Origin of the sequence: Fictibacillus halophilus, from assembly GCF_016401385.1 — a bacterium.
Lineage (GTDB): Bacteria > Bacillota > Bacilli > Bacillales > Fictibacillaceae > Fictibacillus > Fictibacillus halophilus.
This window is the reverse complement of record NZ_JAEACF010000001.1, coordinates 444,112-465,045: the sequence shown is the minus strand read 5'-3', so window position 1 is coordinate 465,045 and position 20,934 is coordinate 444,112. Positions and strand designations below refer to the sequence as shown.

The 20,934-nt window shown below is 40.6% G+C and carries 20 protein-coding genes and 1 other annotated feature (1 of these 21 only partly in view); of the genes, 6 read left to right on the top strand and 14 right to left on the bottom strand.

What is annotated here, in order from left to right:
• Positions 1-59: 59 nt before the first annotated feature.
• The 5 genes from I5J82_RS02420 to I5J82_RS02400 form a co-directional block, all read right to left on the bottom strand.
• Positions 60-308 carry a phage holin family protein gene (locus I5J82_RS02420; protein WP_191752959.1) on the bottom strand — a complete coding sequence of 83 codons (249 nt, stop codon included), beginning with the start codon at positions 306-308 and terminating at the stop codon, positions 60-62.
• Between the two features lie 84 nt (positions 309-392).
• A complete protein-coding gene (locus tag I5J82_RS02415) occupies positions 393-1,457 on the bottom strand; it encodes an NAD(P)H-dependent flavin oxidoreductase (protein WP_198766507.1) in 1,065 nt (354 codons plus the stop codon).
• An 87-nt stretch (positions 1,458-1,544) separates the two neighbouring features.
• Positions 1,545-2,816: a C4-dicarboxylate transporter DctP gene (gene dctP, locus I5J82_RS02410; protein ID WP_198766506.1), complete on the bottom strand. Its 1,272-nt coding sequence runs from the start codon at positions 2,814-2,816 to the stop codon at positions 1,545-1,547.
• A 208-nt stretch (positions 2,817-3,024) separates the two neighbouring features.
• A complete protein-coding gene (locus I5J82_RS02405; RefSeq protein WP_198766505.1) occupies positions 3,025-3,708 on the bottom strand; it encodes a response regulator in 684 nt (227 codons plus the stop codon).
• A complete protein-coding gene (locus I5J82_RS02400; protein WP_198766504.1) occupies positions 3,701-5,299 on the bottom strand; it encodes an ATP-binding protein in 1,599 nt (532 codons plus the stop codon). The genes I5J82_RS02405 and I5J82_RS02400 overlap by 8 nt, the downstream gene beginning before the upstream one ends.
• A gap of 96 nt (positions 5,300-5,395) precedes the next feature.
• Between I5J82_RS02400 and I5J82_RS02395 the strand changes: the two genes are divergently transcribed.
• Positions 5,396-6,457 (top strand): DctP family TRAP transporter solute-binding subunit, encoded by a 1,062-nt coding sequence (locus I5J82_RS02395; RefSeq protein ID WP_198766503.1) that lies wholly within the window; start codon positions 5,396-5,398, stop codon positions 6,455-6,457.
• Positions 6,458-6,494: 37 nt separating this feature from the next.
• Here I5J82_RS02395 and I5J82_RS20645 read toward each other — a convergent pair whose 3' ends face one another.
• Together I5J82_RS20645 and I5J82_RS02385 are read right to left on the bottom strand one after the other, a co-directional pair.
• Positions 6,495-6,677 (bottom strand): cysteine-rich CWC family protein, encoded by a 183-nt coding sequence (locus I5J82_RS20645; RefSeq protein ID WP_198766502.1) that lies wholly within the window; start codon positions 6,675-6,677, stop codon positions 6,495-6,497.
• A complete protein-coding gene (locus tag I5J82_RS02385) occupies positions 6,670-7,014 on the bottom strand; it encodes a winged helix-turn-helix transcriptional regulator (RefSeq protein WP_198766501.1) in 345 nt (114 codons plus the stop codon). Before I5J82_RS02385 ends, I5J82_RS20645 begins: the two co-directional genes overlap by 8 nt.
• A gap of 116 nt (positions 7,015-7,130) precedes the next feature.
• On the opposite strand from I5J82_RS02385, the gene I5J82_RS02380 reads away from it, so the two are divergent.
• Positions 7,131-7,691: a GNAT family N-acetyltransferase gene (locus tag I5J82_RS02380; protein ID WP_198766500.1), complete on the top strand. Its 561-nt coding sequence runs from the start codon at positions 7,131-7,133 to the stop codon at positions 7,689-7,691.
• Positions 7,692-7,883: 192 nt separating this feature from the next.
• Complete coding sequence (locus tag I5J82_RS02375) at positions 7,884-9,062, top strand: endonuclease (RefSeq protein WP_198766499.1); 1,179 nt, start codon at positions 7,884-7,886, stop codon at positions 9,060-9,062.
• Positions 9,063-9,392: 330 nt separating this feature from the next.
• Here the strand turns inward: I5J82_RS02375 and mraY are convergent, their stop codons facing one another.
• Positions 9,393-10,346: a phospho-N-acetylmuramoyl-pentapeptide-transferase gene (gene mraY / locus I5J82_RS02370; protein ID WP_198766498.1), complete on the bottom strand. Its 954-nt coding sequence runs from the start codon at positions 10,344-10,346 to the stop codon at positions 9,393-9,395.
• Between the two features lie 218 nt (positions 10,347-10,564).
• Between mraY and I5J82_RS02365 the strand changes: the two genes are divergently transcribed.
• A complete protein-coding gene (locus tag I5J82_RS02365) occupies positions 10,565-12,229 on the top strand; it encodes a serine hydrolase domain-containing protein (RefSeq protein WP_233096383.1) in 1,665 nt (554 codons plus the stop codon).
• A gap of 63 nt (positions 12,230-12,292) precedes the next feature.
• Here I5J82_RS02365 and I5J82_RS02360 read toward each other — a convergent pair whose 3' ends face one another.
• The 5 genes from I5J82_RS02360 to I5J82_RS02340 form a co-directional block, all read right to left on the bottom strand.
• Positions 12,293-12,985, bottom strand: coding sequence for a DUF3600 domain-containing protein (locus I5J82_RS02360; protein ID WP_198766497.1), 693 nt, complete (start codon positions 12,983-12,985; stop codon positions 12,293-12,295).
• Positions 12,985-13,560, bottom strand: a complete 576-nt coding sequence (locus I5J82_RS02355) for a sigma-70 family RNA polymerase sigma factor (RefSeq protein ID WP_198766496.1) — start codon at positions 13,558-13,560, stop codon at positions 12,985-12,987. The genes I5J82_RS02360 and I5J82_RS02355 overlap by 1 nt, the downstream gene beginning before the upstream one ends.
• 148 nt (positions 13,561-13,708) lie before the next feature.
• Complete coding sequence (locus tag I5J82_RS02350) at positions 13,709-14,140, bottom strand: NUDIX hydrolase (protein ID WP_198766495.1); 432 nt, start codon at positions 14,138-14,140, stop codon at positions 13,709-13,711.
• Complete coding sequence (gene fdhD, locus I5J82_RS02345) at positions 14,137-14,928, bottom strand: formate dehydrogenase accessory sulfurtransferase FdhD (RefSeq protein ID WP_198766494.1); 792 nt, start codon at positions 14,926-14,928, stop codon at positions 14,137-14,139. Before fdhD ends, I5J82_RS02350 begins: the two co-directional genes overlap by 4 nt.
• A gap of 18 nt (positions 14,929-14,946) precedes the next feature.
• Entirely contained in the window at positions 14,947-15,291 is a 345-nt protein-coding gene (locus I5J82_RS02340; protein WP_198766493.1) for a Na-translocating system protein MpsC family protein, read from the bottom strand.
• A 382-nt stretch (positions 15,292-15,673) separates the two neighbouring features.
• On the opposite strand from I5J82_RS02340, the gene fdhF reads away from it, so the two are divergent.
• A complete protein-coding gene (gene fdhF / locus I5J82_RS02335; RefSeq protein WP_198766492.1) occupies positions 15,674-18,610 on the top strand; it encodes a formate dehydrogenase subunit alpha in 2,937 nt (978 codons plus the stop codon).
• 15 nt (positions 18,611-18,625) lie between these two features.
• Positions 18,626-19,105, top strand: a complete 480-nt coding sequence (locus tag I5J82_RS02330; RefSeq protein WP_198766491.1) for a helical membrane plugin domain-containing protein — start codon at positions 18,626-18,628, stop codon at positions 19,103-19,105.
• Between the two features lie 185 nt (positions 19,106-19,290).
• On the opposite strand, the gene lysS is transcribed toward I5J82_RS02330, so the two are convergent.
• Positions 19,291-20,847, bottom strand: a complete 1,557-nt coding sequence (lysS, locus tag I5J82_RS02325; protein ID WP_198766490.1) for a lysine--tRNA ligase — start codon at positions 20,845-20,847, stop codon at positions 19,291-19,293.
• A 67-nt stretch (positions 20,848-20,914) separates the two neighbouring features.
• Positions 20,915-20,934, bottom strand: a binding site (T-box leader) (it continues 252 nt past the right edge of the window).

The window sequence follows — 20,934 nt, the reverse complement described above, 5'->3', positions numbered from 1 at the left end:
TACACTATTTGTACAATAAAAAAACAGCGCTGTGTTTTCAGCACTGTTAGTAATTAGGCTTATTTCTTTAAGTTTTGTTCTAACGAATATTTAATACCTGCGACTGTCCCTATTCCAAGAAGTGCGTATTTTAATCCAATTAATGTAGCTTCAGGTGTAGCACCACCTGCTTCCCAAAAGGCATAAAGAACTCCTAAGACAACAGCAACAATGGGGATATACTTATTCGAAAAACGATCTGTATGACGAATGGCATATAAAATCACAGCTAAACCAACGTACGGTGCAAAATCGGTCATAAAATCCATGATTTCACCCCAATCTATAAAATTTGTATAGCTAATACAAATCTTATTAGTACCTGGATGAAAAAAGACCGTAACAGTAAAACTTTATATCCATGAAATTCTTTGGAGTGCGTCTTCACATTGGCCAACCAAATTCTCCACCAAATCGCCAGCAGATCCCACTTTTGCTAAACCTGATGCTTGACCTGCCCACATGGACATCAACTCTTTATTCCCTTGTTTTGCCGCTTCTTTTCGAATGTCAGACGTTAATATATGCTGCAGTGGATACGGCGGCGGATTACCACTTATACGATTCTCCAAATCTATCATCATCGTATTCTTAAACCCTCTCGCACTTTTTCCTGAGAAAACTTTTGTGATTTTCGTGTCTGTATCACGACTAGATAATATGGTTTGTTTGTGAATGTTAGGCGCTCCGCTCTCTTTTACCGTTAAAAATGCTGTTCCTAACTGAACGGCTTTAGCGCCTAAAGCCAGTGCTGCTGCCATTCCCCTGCCATCCATGATGCCTCCTGCTGCTACAACTGGACAGGAGACGGCATCTACCATTTGTGGTACGAGGGCCATTGTGCCAATCATAGATTCATTTTCAACATTCAGAAACGTTCCTCTATGTCCTCCTGCCTCAGCACCTTGTGCAACGATGAGATCCACACCATTTGCTTCTAGCTGAATTGCTTCTTCAACAGAAGTTGCTGTTGCAATAACTATGATTTCTGAAGCGTGTAATTCTTCTATTAATCTCTTAGTTGGTGCCTCAAATGTAAAACTAACTATTTTCACACCTGCTTCTATCACGGTAGCAAGTTGTTCCTCAAATAAATTCTCCATGTCTGGAATGTTATTAACCTCAGTAATTCCAAGTTTTACACGGTATGTATTCAAATATTGCTGCATACCTAGAATGGCATCTTTATGAATGTCATAGGTCTGTGGAAGAAACAGATTCACAGCAATTGAAGATTGTGTGAGTTGCTGAATATCTCGTAAAGCAGTTTCAATTTGTTGAGGAGTCATATATCCTGCACCTAATGTTCCTAGTGCTCCTGCCTCACTTACTTCTGCTACTAATTCAGGTGTTGTCGGTCCGCCTGCCATGCCAGCTTGTATGATTGGGTATTTTATATTGAGCATGCTACAGATCATAACTTTACATCCTCCAGTTCTCTCGTTTTTTTAAGCATATCAAAAAGAAAGAGCTTTAGTCTGTTTCGACCAAGGCTCTTCCTAACGTTAAACCGCAATTTTTCTATTTTCATACATTGCCTGAATCGCTTCTTCACTTTTACCTTCGTCAAACTCATTTTCACTTTTAGAAACAACGATCGTTGCAATTCCGTTTCCGATTAAGTTTACAATTGCACGTGCTTCACTCATGAAACGATCAACTCCTAATAGTAGCGCCAATCCTTCAACAGGAATGACTTGCATAGCTGTAAGCGTTGAAGCAAGAACGATGAATCCACCGCCTGTAACCGCTGCTGCACCTTTAGATGTTAGCATCAGTACAGCGATGATTGTTAGCTGCTGAGTGAGACTAAGATCGATGCCAAATACTTGAGCTAGAAAGACGACTGCCATAGAAAGATAGATGGATGTTCCGTCTAAGTTGAAGGAATATCCGGTTGGTATGACAAGACCAACAACAGACTTCGAGCATCCGAACTTCTCCATCTTGTTCATCATTCGTGGCAGAACAGATTCTGAAGAGCTCGTTCCGAGTACAATTAGGAGCTCTTCTTTTATAAATTTCAAATACTTCCACAAACTAAATCCATACATCTTGCAGATCAGATTCAATACGATAAAAACAAAGAAGAACATCGTCGTGTAAACCGCAATCATTAACTTACCAAGCGGTACAAGTGACTCTAGGCCATAGTTTCCAATAGTAAACGCCATTGCACCGAAAGCTCCAAGTGGTGCAGCTTTCATGATATAACCGACGATCTTGAAAAAGACATTAAGCAACTTTTCAAAGAATTCGATAATGATTTTCCCGCTGTTTCCAAGTGCAGTAAGTCCAACACCAAATAGGATAGAAAAGAATAGCACTTGCAGAATATCACCTTTTGCGAATGCATCGACCATGTTGCTAGGAACGATATGTGTAACGAACTCGATCCAATCGATCTTACCGCCTTCTTCAGACGTGTATTGCGACACATCACCTTTTTCAAGTTTATCAAAATCTAAGCCCGCACCTGGTTTTAACACGTTAACAACGATCAACCCAATAACGAGTGCGAGCGTCGTAACAATCTCAAAGTAGATGAAGGCTTTACCTCCGACCTTACCTACCTTCTTCATGTCACCCATTTTCGCGATACCCAGTACGATCGTTAAGAAGATAATCGGCGCGATCACCATTTTAACAGCATTAATGAATGTATCTCCCACAGGTTTCATCTGTTTCCCGAAATCCGGCCAGAAGAGTCCAACTAGAACACCTACTGCGATAGCTGTTAATACCTGAAACGTTAAGTTCTTAAATAACCTTTTCATTGTTCTTCTCCTTTCGAGTATGAAAATGAACTTCTAAAGTGTTAAATTGTCTGGGGTCTGACCCCGGGTCAGACCCCAGACAATTTCCACACAATTTACACAAGCCAATAAAAAAAGCGCTATCATTTGTAAAGATAATGATAACGCTTTCAGTATTTTGTTAGAATATTAAGAACTTATTGGACGTTTTGGTCTTTTTGGTCTCCACCTATTTTTTAAGAAGGTACCGATTTACAGGTCGTCCTACAGTCCCGTACTGAATGTCCATTTGTATCGAGCCGTTCTTCACTAAATAATCGAGATACCTTCGAGCTGTAACTCGTGCGATGCCAATTCCTTCCGCTACCTCTTCTGCGGACTTCGCTTCTGTTTGCGCTTTTATAAAGCTGCCGATCTGTTTTAACGTAAGCTCGTTCAATCCTTTAGGAAGTTCCATTGAGACAGGAACATCACGTATTTCAGAATAGAAGAGGTTATCCAGATCTTTCTGTGTAGCGGTTCCTGATGGAGACATAGTAGAATGATACGTTCTGTATTTCTTTAGTGCTTTTTCAATGCGCTCAAAATTAAACGGTTTGATAATATAATCGAACGCACCGTTCTGCATCATAGAACGAATGGTCTCTAAGTCATTTGCGGCAGTAATCATGATTACGTCTACCTGAATTTTTTCCGCTCGAATCTGCTGCAGCGTCTCAACACCATCCTGTTCTGGCATGTAGATATCAAGAACAACGAGGTCTGGCCTATGTTTTTTTATTAGCTTCAGCCCTTCTGATCCGTTTGATGCCGTTTCAATTACCTTAAATCGCTTTACCTTTTCTATAAACGCTTTGTTTATTTCTAAGACCATAGGATCATCTTCTATCAATAGAACCTTTATCTCACTCATCCTCTTCACCTCTATCATTCATCGGAAATACGATTACAACGCTTGTTCCCTGATTTTCGTGTGATGATACTTCTATCTCTCCATTACCTTTTTCCACAATCTGACGAATCAGGTACAACCCAATACCAGACCCGTTGTTTCCTTTTGTCGTATATCCTCGTTCAAACATGTGTTGCTGAACTTCATCACTCATCCCGCAACCGTTGTCTTCAACCAATATGGCACATGCCTCAGCATCCTGCGCGATCGAAACATCGATCCTGCCATCACGTATCCCTTTAAGGGCGTCATACGCGTTCTCTATTAGATTACCAACGATCGTAACAAAATCATGCTGATCGAGCTGGTCAGGAAACGTTTTGAGGGAGCTCTCATTATCGATCACCACTTTTATTCCGAGTTCTTTTCCACGTCCCACTTTGCTTAACAATAGACCTGCAAGACTCTCGTTCTTAATTCTTTGATTTAAAAAACGAGTGAGTGAACCTTTTTCTTCTGATATTTGAAATACATATTGCATCGCTTTTTTCATATTGCCTAACTGAAGAAGCCCTGCAATCGTATGAAGCTTGTTCATGTGTTCGTGATTCTGAACTCGTAGTGCCTCTACAAATGCCTTTACACCCGTTAGTTCTTCCGCCATCTTCGCAACTTCTGTCCTATCTTGGAAGATAGCAACAGCACCAACTATTCTGTTGTTCACTTTTATTGGCACTCTGTTACTCATGATAACTTTTCCACTTACACGAATCTCTTGATTATAAACAGGACGACTCAGTTCAATGATTTCAGGAAGACGCGTATCTGGTATCACTTCACGAATCTGTTTTCCAACAACGTCTCCGCTCACTGAGAATATGCTTTTTGCTTTTTCATTAAAGATCGTGATGAGCTCCTCTTTATCAATAGCGATTACACCTTCATGCATAGAGTGGAACGTTGCTGTCCTCTCTTCGAACATACGAACGATCTCGTGCGGTTCTAAATAGAACATCTGCTGTTTAAGATGACGAGCTAACAGATAGGAACCGATCACACCAAACGAGAGAACTAAGAGTAGGATGAGAGTCATCTCATCTGTCAGATCGTGAAACACTTCATAATATCCTGGGATTACATGACCGACCACCACAACGCCGATCTGCTCCAACTCATCATTTTTTATGGGAACAAAAGCCCTTACAGCTGTACCCATCTCTCCCTTAGCTTTTGAAATAAACGTATGGTCAGCAAAGGCTGCACCTTCATCACTCCCTTTAGACACCGTACCAATCATATCTTTAACAGGATGAGAATATCGGATATGATCCATGTCCATGACCACGACATAATCTGCTTCATTAATGATTCGTATCTTTTCAACGACTGGTTCTATCTCGTTCCAGCCTCTATTTATCTGAATGTATTTCTTCACTTCGGGAAGCTGTGCAACGGTGCGTGAAGTAATCATTGCCCGCTTACCAAGCTCTTCTTCCTGAATATCGAGGATCTTACCAATAATGACGACACCTCCGATTAGGATGGCATAGAGCACGATTCCAAACGTTAGGATCATGATTTTTGTTCGAATGGGTAATCGTTTCATCGTCATTTACTAGCAACCTCCTTTTCATTGTCACTATTGTATCATTTCAATTTCAATATGTTAGACTATTTAAAAAAGTAACGGATTTGGGGTAATTCATGGATGAAATCTTTCATTGGGATCGCACTGATACTGATAGCGGGTTTAGGAGTATCAATCTGGATTGGTTTTCATACAAAAATGGCCGAAGGAACACTTCCCTATGATGATGATCAAAAAGGCATACAGGACCAAGTTGTCATCAAGTTTAGTCACGTGGTTGCAGAGAATACTCCTAAAGGACTTGCTGCACAGCGTTTTGCAAAACGGATAAACGAGAAATCTAATGGTCAGATTAAAATTGAAGTGATTCCAAACGGTGGACTCTACTCCGATCAAGAAGAACTTGAAGCGCTGCAGCGTGGTGATGTGCAGATGATCGCACCTGCTACGACAAAGCTAAGCACATTTTCACCTAAATGGCAGGTTCTTGATCTTCCTTATGCCATGCCTACTCGTGAAAGTATTATAAAGGCGTTAAACGGAGACATTGGGAGCACGTTGCTTCAATCACTAGAAGAGAAAAATATGAAAGGCCTTACGTTATGGATTAATGGATTTAAACAAATTACAACAAACGACGGGCCGGTCGTTCACCCTAATGATCTAAAAGGGCAAAACCTGCGAATCATGCCTAGTTCTGTGCTTGAGAATCAATTTGATCAAGTTGGAGCTAAAGCAATTGGATTGGATTTTAACGATACGTACCGATTATTGGAATCTGGAGAATTAAACGGTGAGGAGAACACGATCTCTAACATCTATTCTAAAAAATTCTTTGATGTGCAAAGTCACCTTACGATAAGCAATCATGGATTTTTAGGATATGCTGTAATCATGAATGATGAGTTTTGGAGCAATCTTACGAAGAAGCAGCAAAGAATCATAACTGAAGCTTTGGATGAAGCTACTAGCTGGAACCAGACTCAATCTTTCGCGATGAACCAGGAACAGCTTGCATTAATCGAGAGAAACTCTTCGATCGATATTCATTATCTGACAGAGGAAGAAAAAAGAGAGTGGGCGAAGATTTGGGAGCCTGTGTACCGAGAGTTTAAAAGTGAGATTGGAGAAGATTTACTTTCCAAGATGATAAAATTAAGAAATTCATATAAAGACTTTTAACTACTAATGACAAAATCCGGGTGCTGTTCACTTACTTTCAGCACCCTTTTTTGTTCCAATCATTCACACATTTTTGGCAAATACATGTTTCGCGATCTGAAGCAGCAGCTTTTAGAAGTTGAGATGGAATCTGAACTTTCATACACCAACATGTTTCCGGGTTCTTTTCATCTGAAATCGAACAGGCGTTATTACCTTTACATAACGGGCACTCAGACATGATTTTTGACCGTTAACTGCATCTCTTTTCCCCATTCTGCTAAAGACTTTAGTGATGGAATTAAAGCTTCTCCTGTCTCCGTTAATGAATACTCCACTCTAGGTGGTATCTCCATGTATTGCGTTCGCACCACGAGACCTTGTTTTTCCATCTCTTTTAAAGACTGAGATAAAACCATGTTTGTAATTCCTTCTACCTGACGCTTTAGTTCGTTATATCGTATCGTCTTATTTTTCCACAGTGCCCATATAATCGGAAGTCTCCATTTACTCCCTATTAGTGTTAGAGCAAATGTTAACGGACAATCCTCTTTTCTTTTATAACCTTCATCACTCATGTTAAGGCTCCTTTAATCAGTTTTTACTGACTTAGTAAGAAATTACTGCATACTTGTTTTCGTCTTTCTATGTACTAAAATTATAGCGTAATGAATTACGTATGGGAGTGATTAAAATGGACTTAAATTACGAGATTATTCCTGATCAAAAGATTGAGGTTTGCCGACAACTCTGCAATGAACTCATGAAATATCAACAAAAAAAAGCGGTAATCAGCCCTGAATTATTTGATTTCATGAACTTCGACACACGCTTGGTCCCATCTGTAAAGAAAGCCATACATAACTACATCGTTGTTGTTAAAGATAGAAATGAGTATGTGGGATATGTGTATGCAAACATTTCTCCTAAAGAAGTGTATCGCAATGATTTCGCGACTTTTTTTGACATGAATTCTGTACAAAATGAAGCAGTCGGGTGCTTATCTCAATTTTATATAAAAGAAAAGTACAGACAATTTGGAGTGGGTTCTAAACTATTTAGTATGTGTATGAACTGGCTCTCTTCTTTTAATGGAGTGAATGATTATTTTATCTTTGTATCCAATGGGAATGATGACGCACTGTCCTTTTATCAACGTAAAGGGTTTTCAAGCAGTCATGAGATATTAGACGGTTTCATTACGGTGCTACACAGTAAGAAAGTAATTGAAAATGAAGATTCTATTACATTTTAGGCCCATTTAACTGTTTTCATCTCCTATTTAGTTCCTTCCTTTGTAGCTAGTTTTCTCGTTTTACAAATCTGTAAAATGAAATTAATAAAAGTATTGTAGAATAAAACCTGTTTCACCAACATTTTGAAATATGTGAAACAACTAGAAATGAAGCTACAAGGGGAAAAAACTAAATGGATGGAGGCGTTGATGATGAAAAGGCATGAAAACAAAAAGTTCCTTTCACTTTTCTCAGTTGTAATTGCTTTAGTGGTTAGCACGCTAGCATTTATACCAGCTCTTCAAGCAGCTGGCGATGGATCGTGGACTAGTCCTTATTCAGTTTCTCAAAGTATTTCGAATCAGAACAATTCTGCAAAAACTGTTCAAGGGTATGTGGTGGGACAACCAACTGCCACAACCACCGTAGTAACAAGCAATTATCCAAATGATTATGCACTTGCTTTAGCAGACAGTCCTACTGAAACAAACACAGCTAACATGGTGTATGTTCAGATTCCAACTTCTTACCGGTCACAGTTTGGCCTAAAAACAAACCCTACTTTAAAAGGTCAATCCATAAAAGTTACGGGAAGTCTGGCGGCTTACTTCTCACATGCAGGCTTAAAAGATCCAACAGCTATGGAAAAAGCATCTGGTACAACACCAACAGATCCGCCGACAGATCCTACTGACCCACCAACATTTGATGAATCGTATTATGATCCTGCTCAAGGAAAAACGGGAGCAGCATTAAAAACAGCTCTTCACAATATTATTGATGATCATACTGAGCTCTCTTACGATGCCGTGTGGAACGCACTTAAAGTAACCGATCAAGATCCAAACAACAGCAACAATGTTATCCTTTTATACACTGGCCGTTCACAGAGCAAAACAAGTAACGGTTCTGGAGTAGATAATTGGAACCGTGAGCACGTTTGGGCAAAATCACATGGTGATTTCGGAACCGCGATGGGTCCAGGTACGGATATCCATCACTTGCGCCCAACGGATGTCAGCGTAAATAGCTCTCGTGGAAACCTTGATTTTGATAACGGTGGCACACAGCATTCCGAAGCACTTGGCAACTATTATGACAGCGACTCATGGGAACCACGCGATGCCGTAAAAGGCGATGTTGCCCGCATGCTGTTTTACATGGCTGTTCGTTATGAAGGTGACAGCGGTGAACCACAACTAGAATTGAACAACAACGTCAATAATGGAACGGCTCCTTATCACGGTAAAATGTCTGTGTTGCTTCAGTGGCACTTAGAGGATCCGGTTGATAACTGGGAACGCAACCGCAACAACATCATTTATGAAGACTATCAGCACAATCGTAATCCATTCATCGATCACCCAGAATGGGCTGAGGAAATCTGGTAGGAAGTTTGTTGAAACTCCAATCCCTATATCAAAGGGCAGACTCCATTTTAGAGTCTGCCCTTTGTTTAATTTTGTTGATGAGGAAGATCATGCTTTTTCGTCGTTTTACGGTACGTGTTTTTATTTTTGTTACACGTTAGCCGGTAAATGATGTTTTTCCACCTGAGATCACCATAGATTAACCGCTAATATCTTTACTTCTACCTATAATGAACCTCGTTCCACCTGAAAATGCTTAGGTTTCACCTCATCAGCCATCTTCCACATCAAAATCCTTAATAAAAATAAAACCAGCTTAAAAGGGCATTGTGTAACCCCCTTAAACTAGTTTTACATGAATAATTCATAATAGATGAGACAAATGCCACACGCCGCCCAAGAAATCATCGCAAACACGGTTACAATCATATTTTCCGACCATCCGTACTTAATACCGTAATGATAATGAATGGGCGTGAATCGGAAAAGCTTCTTTTTTGTGCGTTTAAAATAAGCCACTTGAATGATGACAGAAAGCTGTTCTGCAAGATAGATTATGAACAGGATTGGTATCAAAATCTCCACGTTTTCAATGATGGCGAGAAACGATAAAGTTCCTCCAATCGCGAGTGAACCCGTATCCCCCATGAACGCTTTTGCCGGATACAGATTATAGATTAAGAATCCTAGAATCGTAGCAATCATCACTAAGCAAAAGACTTTCACTTCCGTATACTCACTGATTACAAAGAAAAAGAAGTATGTAGGAATCGCCACCATACCGAGGAGCCCGTCCATGCCATCAGTAAAATTGATCGCGTTTGCCGTCCCGACAATAAAAAGTGTGATGATGATTAGGTAAATGATGTATGGAAGAACAAGGTTCAGTGATTCCGTCACCCGTATGCTTGTATCAATGTCGAAAAGATCGATGCCGACATATAAGAGTAGGATGGTGAACGCGAACTGAAATTTTAGTTTTGTCTTTCCTGATACCCCGCCAGGATCCTGTTTTGAAGCTTTCCAAAAATCATCTAAAAAACCAATAAAACTAAACAATATAAACGTTGCTATTAGAAAGAGCATGATGGGACTTGTCGTGTAATAATAAAGCGCGACAAAAATCCCTACAAAAAACACACTTCCTAACATTAAGGGTGTCCCCTTCTTTTCTTGATGATCTTGAGGAAGTTCTACTCGAATGGGTTGTGTGAGTTTTAGTTTCTTTAACGTCAGTATTAACAGAGGGGCAAATATTACAGTTAACAAAAATGTGATAAAAGCAGGTGCTAGCTGTAACAACACGATTGTAATCTCCTCTCTTATTTGTCCACTGTAACTATTCGAGAAAAGATGAAAAGTTCCTTTAAATTGTAGGGGGTCTGACCCGGGTCAGACCCCCTACAATTTCTCTACAATTTAACTAGTACAAAATGCTGTGGGACTTCCGAGTGATAGACACCTCAACGCGGGCTTGCTACTGTAAGTAAGTGTAAGAATATTCAGAATAAGGAGAATGACTCATGAGAGGAAAACGTGTTTTAGTATGTACCATGCTAAGTACAGCCATGTTGTTATCCAGTTTCACTCCTGCTATTTTTGCAGAAGGTTCCTCCAATCATAATAATCGAACACATCACGGTGACTGGAACCAGCCCTCTAAATCATCACCTGTTCTTCATCCTGGAACACCTGAAAGTGCCTCACTAAAGAGAGAACCACTAGAGCAAATCGGTCCGTTTATTGAAAGCGAAATCGAGAAACGAACCATGCCAGGCGCTGTCGTTCTTATCGCTAGAAGTGGAAGCATCGCAAAACATGATGCATATGGCTTCTCCGCTCGCTACATAGACGATCAGTTCACAGAGATGGATCAACCTGTTGAGATGAGAAAAGACACCATTTTTGACATTGCCTCGATCTCTAAACTCTTCACAACGACAGCTGCAATGAAGCTATACGAACAAGGAAAGTTCAATCTAGATGATCCTGTCGGAAAATATATTCCAGAGTTCAATGAAAACGGAAAAGAGAGCGTAACCATCCGGCAGATCATGACGCATACTTCCGGGTTTACAGCATGGATTCCTCTTTACAGTATGGGAGCAAATCGCGAGGACCGGTTGCAGATTGCTTTAAAGTACGGGTTAAAAAATAAACCTGGTACAACGTATACATACAGTGACTTAAATTTAATTACACTTGGTGTTTTAGTTGAAAGATTGTCAGGTCAACGTCTCGATGACTATGTAAAAAAGAACATCACTGAGCCACTCGGAATGAAAGATACGATGTACAATCCTTCGGCAGAACTTCGTAACCGAATTGCTGCCACAGAATATCAGCCAACAATCGGCCGTGGCATGGTTTGGGGTAGCGTGCATGATGAGAACGCGTGGAGTTTAGATGGTGTTGCAGGACATGCTGGTGTGTTTTCCACCGCTAAAGACCTCGCCATTTTTGGACACATGATCTTAAAGGATGGTAAGTACGGCAAAACACAGATCCTCCAGCCAGAAACGGTTAGCTTATTAACAGAAAACCAACTGCCACAGTTTCCAACCAATTCACACGGACTTGGCTGGGAACTAAATCAAGGTTGGTATATGGACGCTCTCAGTAATGAAGAAACACTTGGACACACTGGATATACGGGAACCTCAATGGTTGTGTCTCCCAAAAATAAAACGATTGTACTGACCTTGACGAATCGCGTCCATCCTTCTCGTGCTACAGTCTCGATGAATCCAATACGACGTAAGGTCGCACAATTAACAGCTGATGCGATTTCAGTCCCGCTTCATCAAAGAGAAAAATCTTGGTTTGCAGGATATGGCGATAACCTGAAAAAAGGATTAACGTATGAAGTCGGTGAAAATCAGGATACTCTTCATTTTAACCACTGGTTTAGTATTGAAGATGGAAGTGACAAAGGTACCATTCAAGTTTCAAGTGATAATGAAACTTGGACAACACTACCAAATATATATACCGGAAAAGAAGAAAGTTGGTCTCGTGAGAAAATAGAGCTCCCTGTGGGAACAAAGTTTGTTCGTTTCCTCTATGAAACTGATGCATCTGTTAACGGCAGAGGATGGTACGTGGATGATGTATACGGAAGTGATCAGCGAGGAAAGAAAAACCGATTAGCAGTCGTTCAAAACGATTGGATAGAACGTGGTTGGTAAAAGTGGTTGGTGCAACAAAAAGCAGTTTCGCCTTTTTTCGCGAGACTGCTTTTTTTATCTTAATTATCGTTGTTCTTCTTGTAGTTGATACACATTATGAATGAATTCTTGAGTGAGTTTAAATTGATCTTGATATTCAACAGGTAATTTTTCAATTACAATTGGCCCTTTACTCGTATCAATTTCAGCCTTTGCTAGAATGGTTTCGTATGTCATGAGCGCATCAATAAATAATTTGTATTCATAGGATGAAAGCAATTCCTTGCTCGGAACATCACCGTTCAATTTATCAAAATAAGGTTGAAGTACAAAAGAATTTACTCTTATCTTTTCTTTTTCTTCTTTAGGCATCAGGTCATAATTAATATTACCAAATTGATCACCATACTTGAGCTTTGCATCTGTCAGTACATTCAGTGCTTCTCGAAACTTCTCATACTCTTCCTTACCCATTTCCCCTTTTGCTTCTGATAACTTTGCATCAAGAGTCATGTAACCCTCTAATGTAGCTGAAGCCACATGCTTTTTTACATTAGCAAAAGAACCATATAAACCATCCGCTAATAGCGATTGATAAGCAAAAGCGCTCGTTGGAATGATAAATAATGCAATAAGGAAAGCAGCAACATATCTTTTCATGCCCCAATTTCTTTTTTGTGTAAACTGACTCATAACCTTGTTTTTCAACTCAGGAGGTGGACAAACATTCCTAGCCTCTTCATTCAGTGCCGTTTTTAACTGGTTTACATGTGCCATTATACATTCTCCACCTTTCTTAGAAAAATGTTTCCTAACTCTTCTTGCTTACGCAGCTTCTTGAGTGCTGTATGAACTCTGGACTTAACTGTTCCAACAGGAATTTTTAAAATGGCCGCTACCTCTTCTTGGGAATGCTCATTAAGATAGCGCAAGATTATGACTTGTCTCAATTTAAAAGGAAGTTGTTCTACTAGCTGAACAAGTTGTTTATTTACAAAGCCATCAACGACTTGTGGAGAAAAATCATCTTCAACCTCAGAAGGTTGTTGAGATATCTTTTGATAGTTTCTAAAACTGATCCACCGCCTTCTTCTATAAGCAGAAATTTGTTTGATCGCAATCCCTTTTAACCATGGCCGAAATGGTTTGTCGGTGTTGAAACGGTGTAAGTTTCTTAGTACTTCTACATAAATTTCTTGAACGACATCATCAACATCTGATTTATCGTCTAGTAAAAAATGAACCGTTTGATAAACATCTTGAACTGTATTTTCATAAAGTTCTCCATAAGCATGTTTACTTCCCGATCGTGTACGTCGTATAAGTTCTTCAAACTCTGTTTTTGTATCCACTCTCACCTCTCCTTTACCTTTCACTATCTATTGGTAAGAACATTCCATTTCGTTCATTTTTTCTCAAAATAAAAAGTAGTTCCGCAATAGGACAGAACTACTTGGACAGTTTTTCTTTAATTCTTATGCTCATAAATGGGGTGTCACACTAGGATTTCTTAAGTAGATCTCGTAAACCCTTTGGGAAAAGGAGCTTACGATTTTCCATAATATCATCTAGGTCTATCCATTTCGCAATTGTCTTTTGCTGTCCCTCTGTTACAACAAATTTTTCTGCCAGATATAAATCTGAATCTACGAATTCTACTGAATAAATCTGTGAAATTTCATGCCCCATCTTTTTATCGACAAAAAAAATATTCTCTACACATGTCATGTAATGCTTTACCTTAATAGCTGCGCCTATCTCTTCGTAAAATTCACGAACGATCGCTTGGTCTGATTTTTCTCCAAATTCTATCGTTCCACCTATAGGTCGGTAATATGTCCCCGTTCCTTCCGAATGATTTCCTTCACGTTCTTCTAACAAAATTCTGCCATTGTTTAAAAGAATACCAAGTGTGTTGACTCTTAGACTCATACAACAATCCTCTCAGGACGTGTATAGACATTCATAGAATCTCCTCTTACAAAACCAACCGTCGTGATTCCTAGTTCTTCCGCTGATTGCAGAGCAAATTCTGTTGGAGCTGATTTAGAGAGAACAATTTCACAGCCGATCTTTGCTACTTTTAACAAAATCTCAGATGAAATCCGACCACTAAACACGAGAATCTTATTCCCTATGAAAATATCATTTCTTAAGCAATATCCATAGATTTTATCCAGTGCATTGTGACGTCCGATGTCCATTCGGCTCAGCACAATTCCGTTCACATCACAAAGTGCTGCATTATGTACACCGCCTGTTTTTTGAAAAACCCCTGCTCCTCTCTGCATCTCTCGCATCAACCGTAAGCAGTCTTCAGGCGTAACTCTCACCCTAACTTCATTCATCGTTTTCGCTGTTCGTGCATCATTCGCAAAAACAAAGCCTTGCCTGCTCATGCCACAGCATGAAGTTATGTATCTTTTATTCTGTAGATTTTGATAGACCGGATTCAAGCGATCTGTTGTCACGTGTACAAAGCTTCCATCTTCTTGCACCCATATGTCTTTAATATCTTTATAGTTTCGGATGATTCCTTCAGAAGCTAGATAGCCTACGACCATATCCTCAATGTACTCAGGGCTGCATACCATCGTAACAAATTCTTCCCCATTGATCTTGATCGTTACAGGAAGCTCGGTTACGATAGTGTCTTCTATGTTCACTGCATGTCCGTTCTTAATCTGCAGAATGCTACGCTTAGTCACAATCGGTTTCATAAGACAATCACCCCTTCGCTATGCGATTGGTTTATCAAAAACAAAAACAGACACCGCCATGTCTTCATCCACTTTAAAATCTGAGAACAGATGGATGAATTTTGCGCCCGTCACATCTTCTAATCCTTCTGGTGGTGCTGTTGCATAAACGTCCTGAATCAGACGCGTCCTTGCAGCATGCACCATCTCCTTGCCTTCAGCCGTTCGAGCAATGAATTTTTCAGTTGGTGTTAAATTCCCGTACATGGTTGAGATTGCCATGTTTTCTACAAAGACCGTATGTATTTTCTCAGGTCCTTTTCCTAATAAGTTCTTACGGAGTTTACGAATAATATCATTAAAGTCATGCACTTTCTTCGTCATTCGAACATCACCACTATTTCTCCATTTTTTACTAATCATACATGACGTACTTACTTTTCGCACGTGATTAAATGAAAAGCTAGAATACAAGTCTTGTTGTTTCTTGATCATGTAAACGCTATAATAAAGAAGAAAAGTTGGAAGAGAAAATCGTTCACACTGTTTTTTCTTCCATCTCTAAATTACATAATGATCTATCTTTTATTCCAAATAAAAGAGATCCAATGCTGGATTGGCCTAATGGTATGACCTGCTATTACACTATTCCACCATGAACTCACATTTTCTGTACGTCTATAGAATTTGTGCTTTCGTGGTGGATTTTTTTGTACGATCAGTAAGTTTTACGATGCTTAAGTATCGAAAGAAAGGAAGAATACAAATGGATAAGTTGATTCAAATCTCAATTGACGGAAACAAATACGAAGCTCCTTCTGGCACTTCCATTCTCGATATTATAAATAAAAATGAACTATCTCACCCTCAAATTTGTTATACCCCACAAGTTGACCCGATCGAAACGTGTGATACTTGTATCGTGGAGGTTGATGGCAAGCTGATGCGTTCATGCTCAACGATGGCACTCGACGGTATGACGATCGAGCGATCTTCTAAACGAGCAAAGGATGCGCAGAACGAGGCGATGGATCGCTTACTCGAAAACCACCTTCTCTATTGCACGGTTTGTGATAACAACAACGGCAACTGCAAACTGCATAACACAGCTGAACTGATGGAGATTGAACATCAAGCGGTTCCATATTCGCCAAAAGAAGAAATGGTGGATCTTGATATGTCTCACCCGTTTTACCGTTATGATGCCAACCAATGTATCACATGTGGTCAGTGTGTGGAGGTGTGTCAAAACCTGCAGGTGAACGAGACGCTTTCGATCGACTGGGAACGAGAACGTCCACGCGTGATTTGGGATGCCGGATCAAGTATCGACGATTCCTCATGTGTCAGCTGTGGACAATGTGTTACCGTCTGTCCGTGTAACGCTCTTATGGAAAAATCAATGCTTGGCGAAGCGGGCTTCATGACGGGATTAAAGGAAGAACTACTTGAGCCGATGGTCGAACTTGTAAAAGAAGTTGAGCCTGGCTATAGTGGTATTTTTGCCATTTCTGAAGTGGAAGCCGCTATGCGTGAAACACGTACGAAAAAGACAAAAACGGTTTGCACGTTCTGTGGTGTTGGCTGTTCGTTCGAAGTTTGGACGAAAGGCAGAAAGATTTTAAAAGTAGAACCGAGTGAAGGTCCTGTGAACGCGATCTCCACGTGTGTTAAAGGAAAGTTCGGCTGGGATTTTGTAAATAGCGAAGAACGCCTTACTACACCACTCATTCGTAAAGACGGCGTTTTTGTAGAATCCACTTGGGACGAAGCACTTACACTGATTGCTGATAAGATGAGCGCGATAAAAGAAAAACACGGTAGCAACGCACTTGGCTTTGTTTCGTCATCTAAAATTACGAATGAAGAAAACTACTTGATGCAAAAGTTCGCGCGTCAGATCATCGGAACGAACAACGTTGATAACTGCTCTCGTTATTGTCAGTCCCCTGCAACCGACGGATTGTTCCGTACGGTCGGTATGGGTGGTGACGCAGGAACGATTCAAGATATCGCGCAAGCTGGCCTTGTCATCGTTGTTGGTGCGAATCCGACAGAAGGACATCCCGTTCTTGCCACGCGTGTAAAGCGCGCGCACAAGCTGCACGGACAAAAATTAATCGTAGCCGATCTTCGTAAACATGAACTTGCAGAACGCTCGGATATTTTCATGAGTCCGAAGCAAGGCACAGACCAAGTTTGGCTCATGGCCGTTACGAAGTACATGATCGATCAAGGCTGGCACGATCAAACATTTATTGATGAGAACGTGCATTATTTTGAAGATTTTAAAGAAGTACTTGAAAAATATACGCTTGAATATGCCGAGGAACATACAGGGCTATCGCAAGAAACGATTATAGACGTGGCGAAAATGATTCGTGACGCTGACGGCACATGCATTCTTTGGGGAATGGGTGTAACGCAAAACACAGGTGGAAGTGACACTTCTGCTGCGATCTCAAACTTGCTGTTGGCAACCGGCAATTATCGTCGTCCTGGTGCTGGTGCTTACCCGCTTCGTGGCCATAACAACGTTCAAGGTGCTTGCGATATGGGTACGTTACCTGCATGGCTTCCGGGGTATCAGCATATTACAGATGACCTCGCCCGAGCGAAGTTTGAAAAAGCATACGGTGTTACGATTGATAGCAAACCTGGTAAAGACAACATCCAGATGGTTGAAGGCATCGGAACGGGTGAGATCAAATCCATGTATCTAGTCGGTGAAGACATGGCGCTCGTTGATTCAAACTCCAACCACGTTCATGAGATGCTCAGTCAGCTAGAATTTTTTGTTGTTCAAGATATTTTCTTAACGAAAACCGCACAATACGCAGATGTCGTTCTACCTGCAGCTCCTTCTCTAGAAAAAGAAGGAACCTTTACGAATACCGAACGCCGTGTGCAGCGTTTGTATCAAGCACTGCCAACAACAGGAGGATCTCGTCCGGACTGGGAAATCATCCAAGCCATCGCCATTCGAATGGGTGCTGATTGGAACTACAGTCATCCGAGTGAAATTTTTGAAGAGATGGCGGGACTTGCTCCCCTGTTTGGAGAAGCAAACTATGATGTGCTAGAAGGATGGGGCAGTTTCCTTTGGGGTGACTTTAGCGGGAAGAGTACACCACTTCTTTACACAGATGGCTTTAATTTTCCTGACAAAAAAGCACGCTTTGCATTATCTGACTGGATGCATCCAGCTGAGTTTCCTGAAGAGTTCGACCTTCATATCAACAACGGGCGCATGCTCGAACATTTCCATGAAGGTAACTTAACGAACAAATCAAAAGGTATCCAGCACAAAGTACCGGATGTTTTCGTTGAAGTGTCCCCTAGTCTGGCAGAAGAACGTGGTGTGATCGATGGATCTGTTGTACGGTTAATCTCGCCGTTTGGAGCCGTGAAGTTGAATGCACTCGTTACGGACCGTGTAAAAAACAACGAGTTGTATCTTCCGATGAACTCCGTGAACAACGAGACGGCGATCAACTTTTTAACCGGTCCAGCTGTTGATCATCGTACACATACACCAGCTTACAAACAGACGAAGGTACGAATGGAAATCATCAGCCGCGAAGGTGAAGTGAAGCTACCTGGCAACAATCCAAGAAATAAAAAACGTTATCCGCAAAACGGTGTTGAAGTACAGCGTAAATGGAACCGTCCGGGCTATGTTCACCTGACGGATGAAGTGTAAGGGGGCGGAATTAATATGGCACAACCAACTACTGTAATAAAAAAGAACATAAAAACTGAAGAGCAGATTCAGCAAGAGAAGCTAACTGAACTGCAAAAAGCATTAGCTGAGAAGGAAGTAGCCCTGTCGAGAGCACTCGATGTGATTGGTGAGCTTGATAAGATCGGAGCTCTGGAAGCCGCAAACTCCATGCTTGTCGCAAAAGATAAAATCGCAAGCATCGCACTCGGTCAAGCAACGCGCGAACCCCTCACGAACATGATCAACAACTTGATGGGTGCAGCAGGTGTTCTGACCAAGATGGATCCAGAGGTTACGGCTAAGTTGCTCGATAGTGTTGTTTCTGGCTTGAAGCAAGGGGAAGAGTTTGTGGAGAGCGATAAGAAGGTCGGCGCTTTTGATATTGTGAAGTCGCTTAAGGACCCTGATATTAATCGAGCGATCGGATTTGGTCTTCACTTTTTGAAAGGCATGGGGCAGGAATTGAAGAAATGATGATAGGGTGAGGTGACGCTTTGTTGGCGTCACCTCTCTATATTAATCCACTAAACTAACTTAACTTGCCTTTGAGTTTGGACAGATTATAATGGAGATTGGACAGATTACTCAACGAATAGGACAGATTATTGCTAAGATTGGATAGATAGTCCTCAAGATCGGACAGATTATCATGTCAAACCCTATATTGGAAAGTCCAATAAAGCAATTAACCGCTCTCTGCCAACAGAATGTATGAGCAATGGTATGCGGGGACCACTATTGCTGCTCAAAACAAGCTGATAAATGATCCCGAATAACCTTTTTTGGTTACTCCTCTTCTTTTTAGGATCATCTTTCACATGACAAACATCGTAAACGCTTCTCATCAACTCGTCATCTTGTAAATCTATACCATCAAGTAAAACATTTACAAATTCTGCAATCCACTGTCTCTCAAGATCAGTAAGAGTCTTAAAAAATTCTTGATTTATCTTGTCATTAATTAGAAGCACTTTCTCTGAACACCAATTTTTCAACCAATATTCAGCTCTTTCACAAACTCCAGCTACCTCTTTCAGCGTATACTCCTCCCCTGTTCTCTCCAACACTTCTCGAACGAGTGAGACATCAAAATTCACAAGGGGCATTATACTCGCCACATGGCTAAATTTAGGTTCACGTCTTATCCTTGAATGTACTGAAGAAAGTTCCAAAGCTGCTGAAATCTCTTCTTTCAAACGACCTTGCTCTGCTTGACTAAATCTTTCATACTCTGTATAGTTTCTGATCACGTCATCATCTAACCCAATATGAAAAGGTGCATTCGGCTGATACTTGGCAAACATGAAAAGGATAACTTCTGGTGTATAGATCTTTAACAAATCTCCGGGTGTAATGTTGTTTCCTGAAGAACTCGACATCTTCTCACTAGATCCTTTTATGCAGATAAAATCATACGGTTCATACTCTGGTGCTTGAAAGTTAAAGATGTGAGATGCGATCTCCTTGGAAACATTAAAGCTTCCTGTCGCAGAAGAATGGTCTCTTCCACCTGGTTCAAACACCACTTCTTCAGCCTTCCACCTCATCGGCCAATCCACTTTCCAATTCAATTTAATGTTTGTCGCTAGTGCTACCTCGATAGAGTTTGAATGACCACATGAACAAATGTAGCTTAGTCTTTCGTCTTGAAATTCGTGAATGTTCACCGTATCTTTCCTGCAAACTTCACAATACACATTAACTGGATAAAATCGCTCTCGCTCTTCCATACTGTGTTCACTAGTTTTGAAATTCATTAAGATATCATAAATCTGTTTGCGATTTTGAAGAGCATGAACGATCTGAGTTTGATACCTTCTTGCCCCATACTCCTTGCTTTGATAGATGAAATCAGGAACAATCCCAAACTCTCTCAATGACTGTTCAAACTCTTTTTCAAAGTGCTCAGCATAAGAAATGTGGCACCCAAACGGACATGGAATCTCTGAGTATGGCATTCCAATGTATTGCTCAAAAGTAGGATCCACATTTTTAGGAACCTTACGAAAACGATCAAAATCATCCCATGAAAAGATAAAACGTGTTTTCTTCCCTAGCTGTTGCAGTGCTCTTACAACGAAGTATGTGGTAACCACTTCTCGAAAATTTCCGATATGAACCGAGCCCGATGGACTGATGCCTGACGCACAAACATACGCTTCACGATCTGGGTGCTTTCTTATTAATTCTTCTGCTATTCGAAATGCCCAATGCATGTTGAAATCACTCCTCATTTTTTATAAAAGAAAAACAAAAAAAGCCCTCACCCCCAAGATTATTCATCTTGAGGACGAGAGCTTATT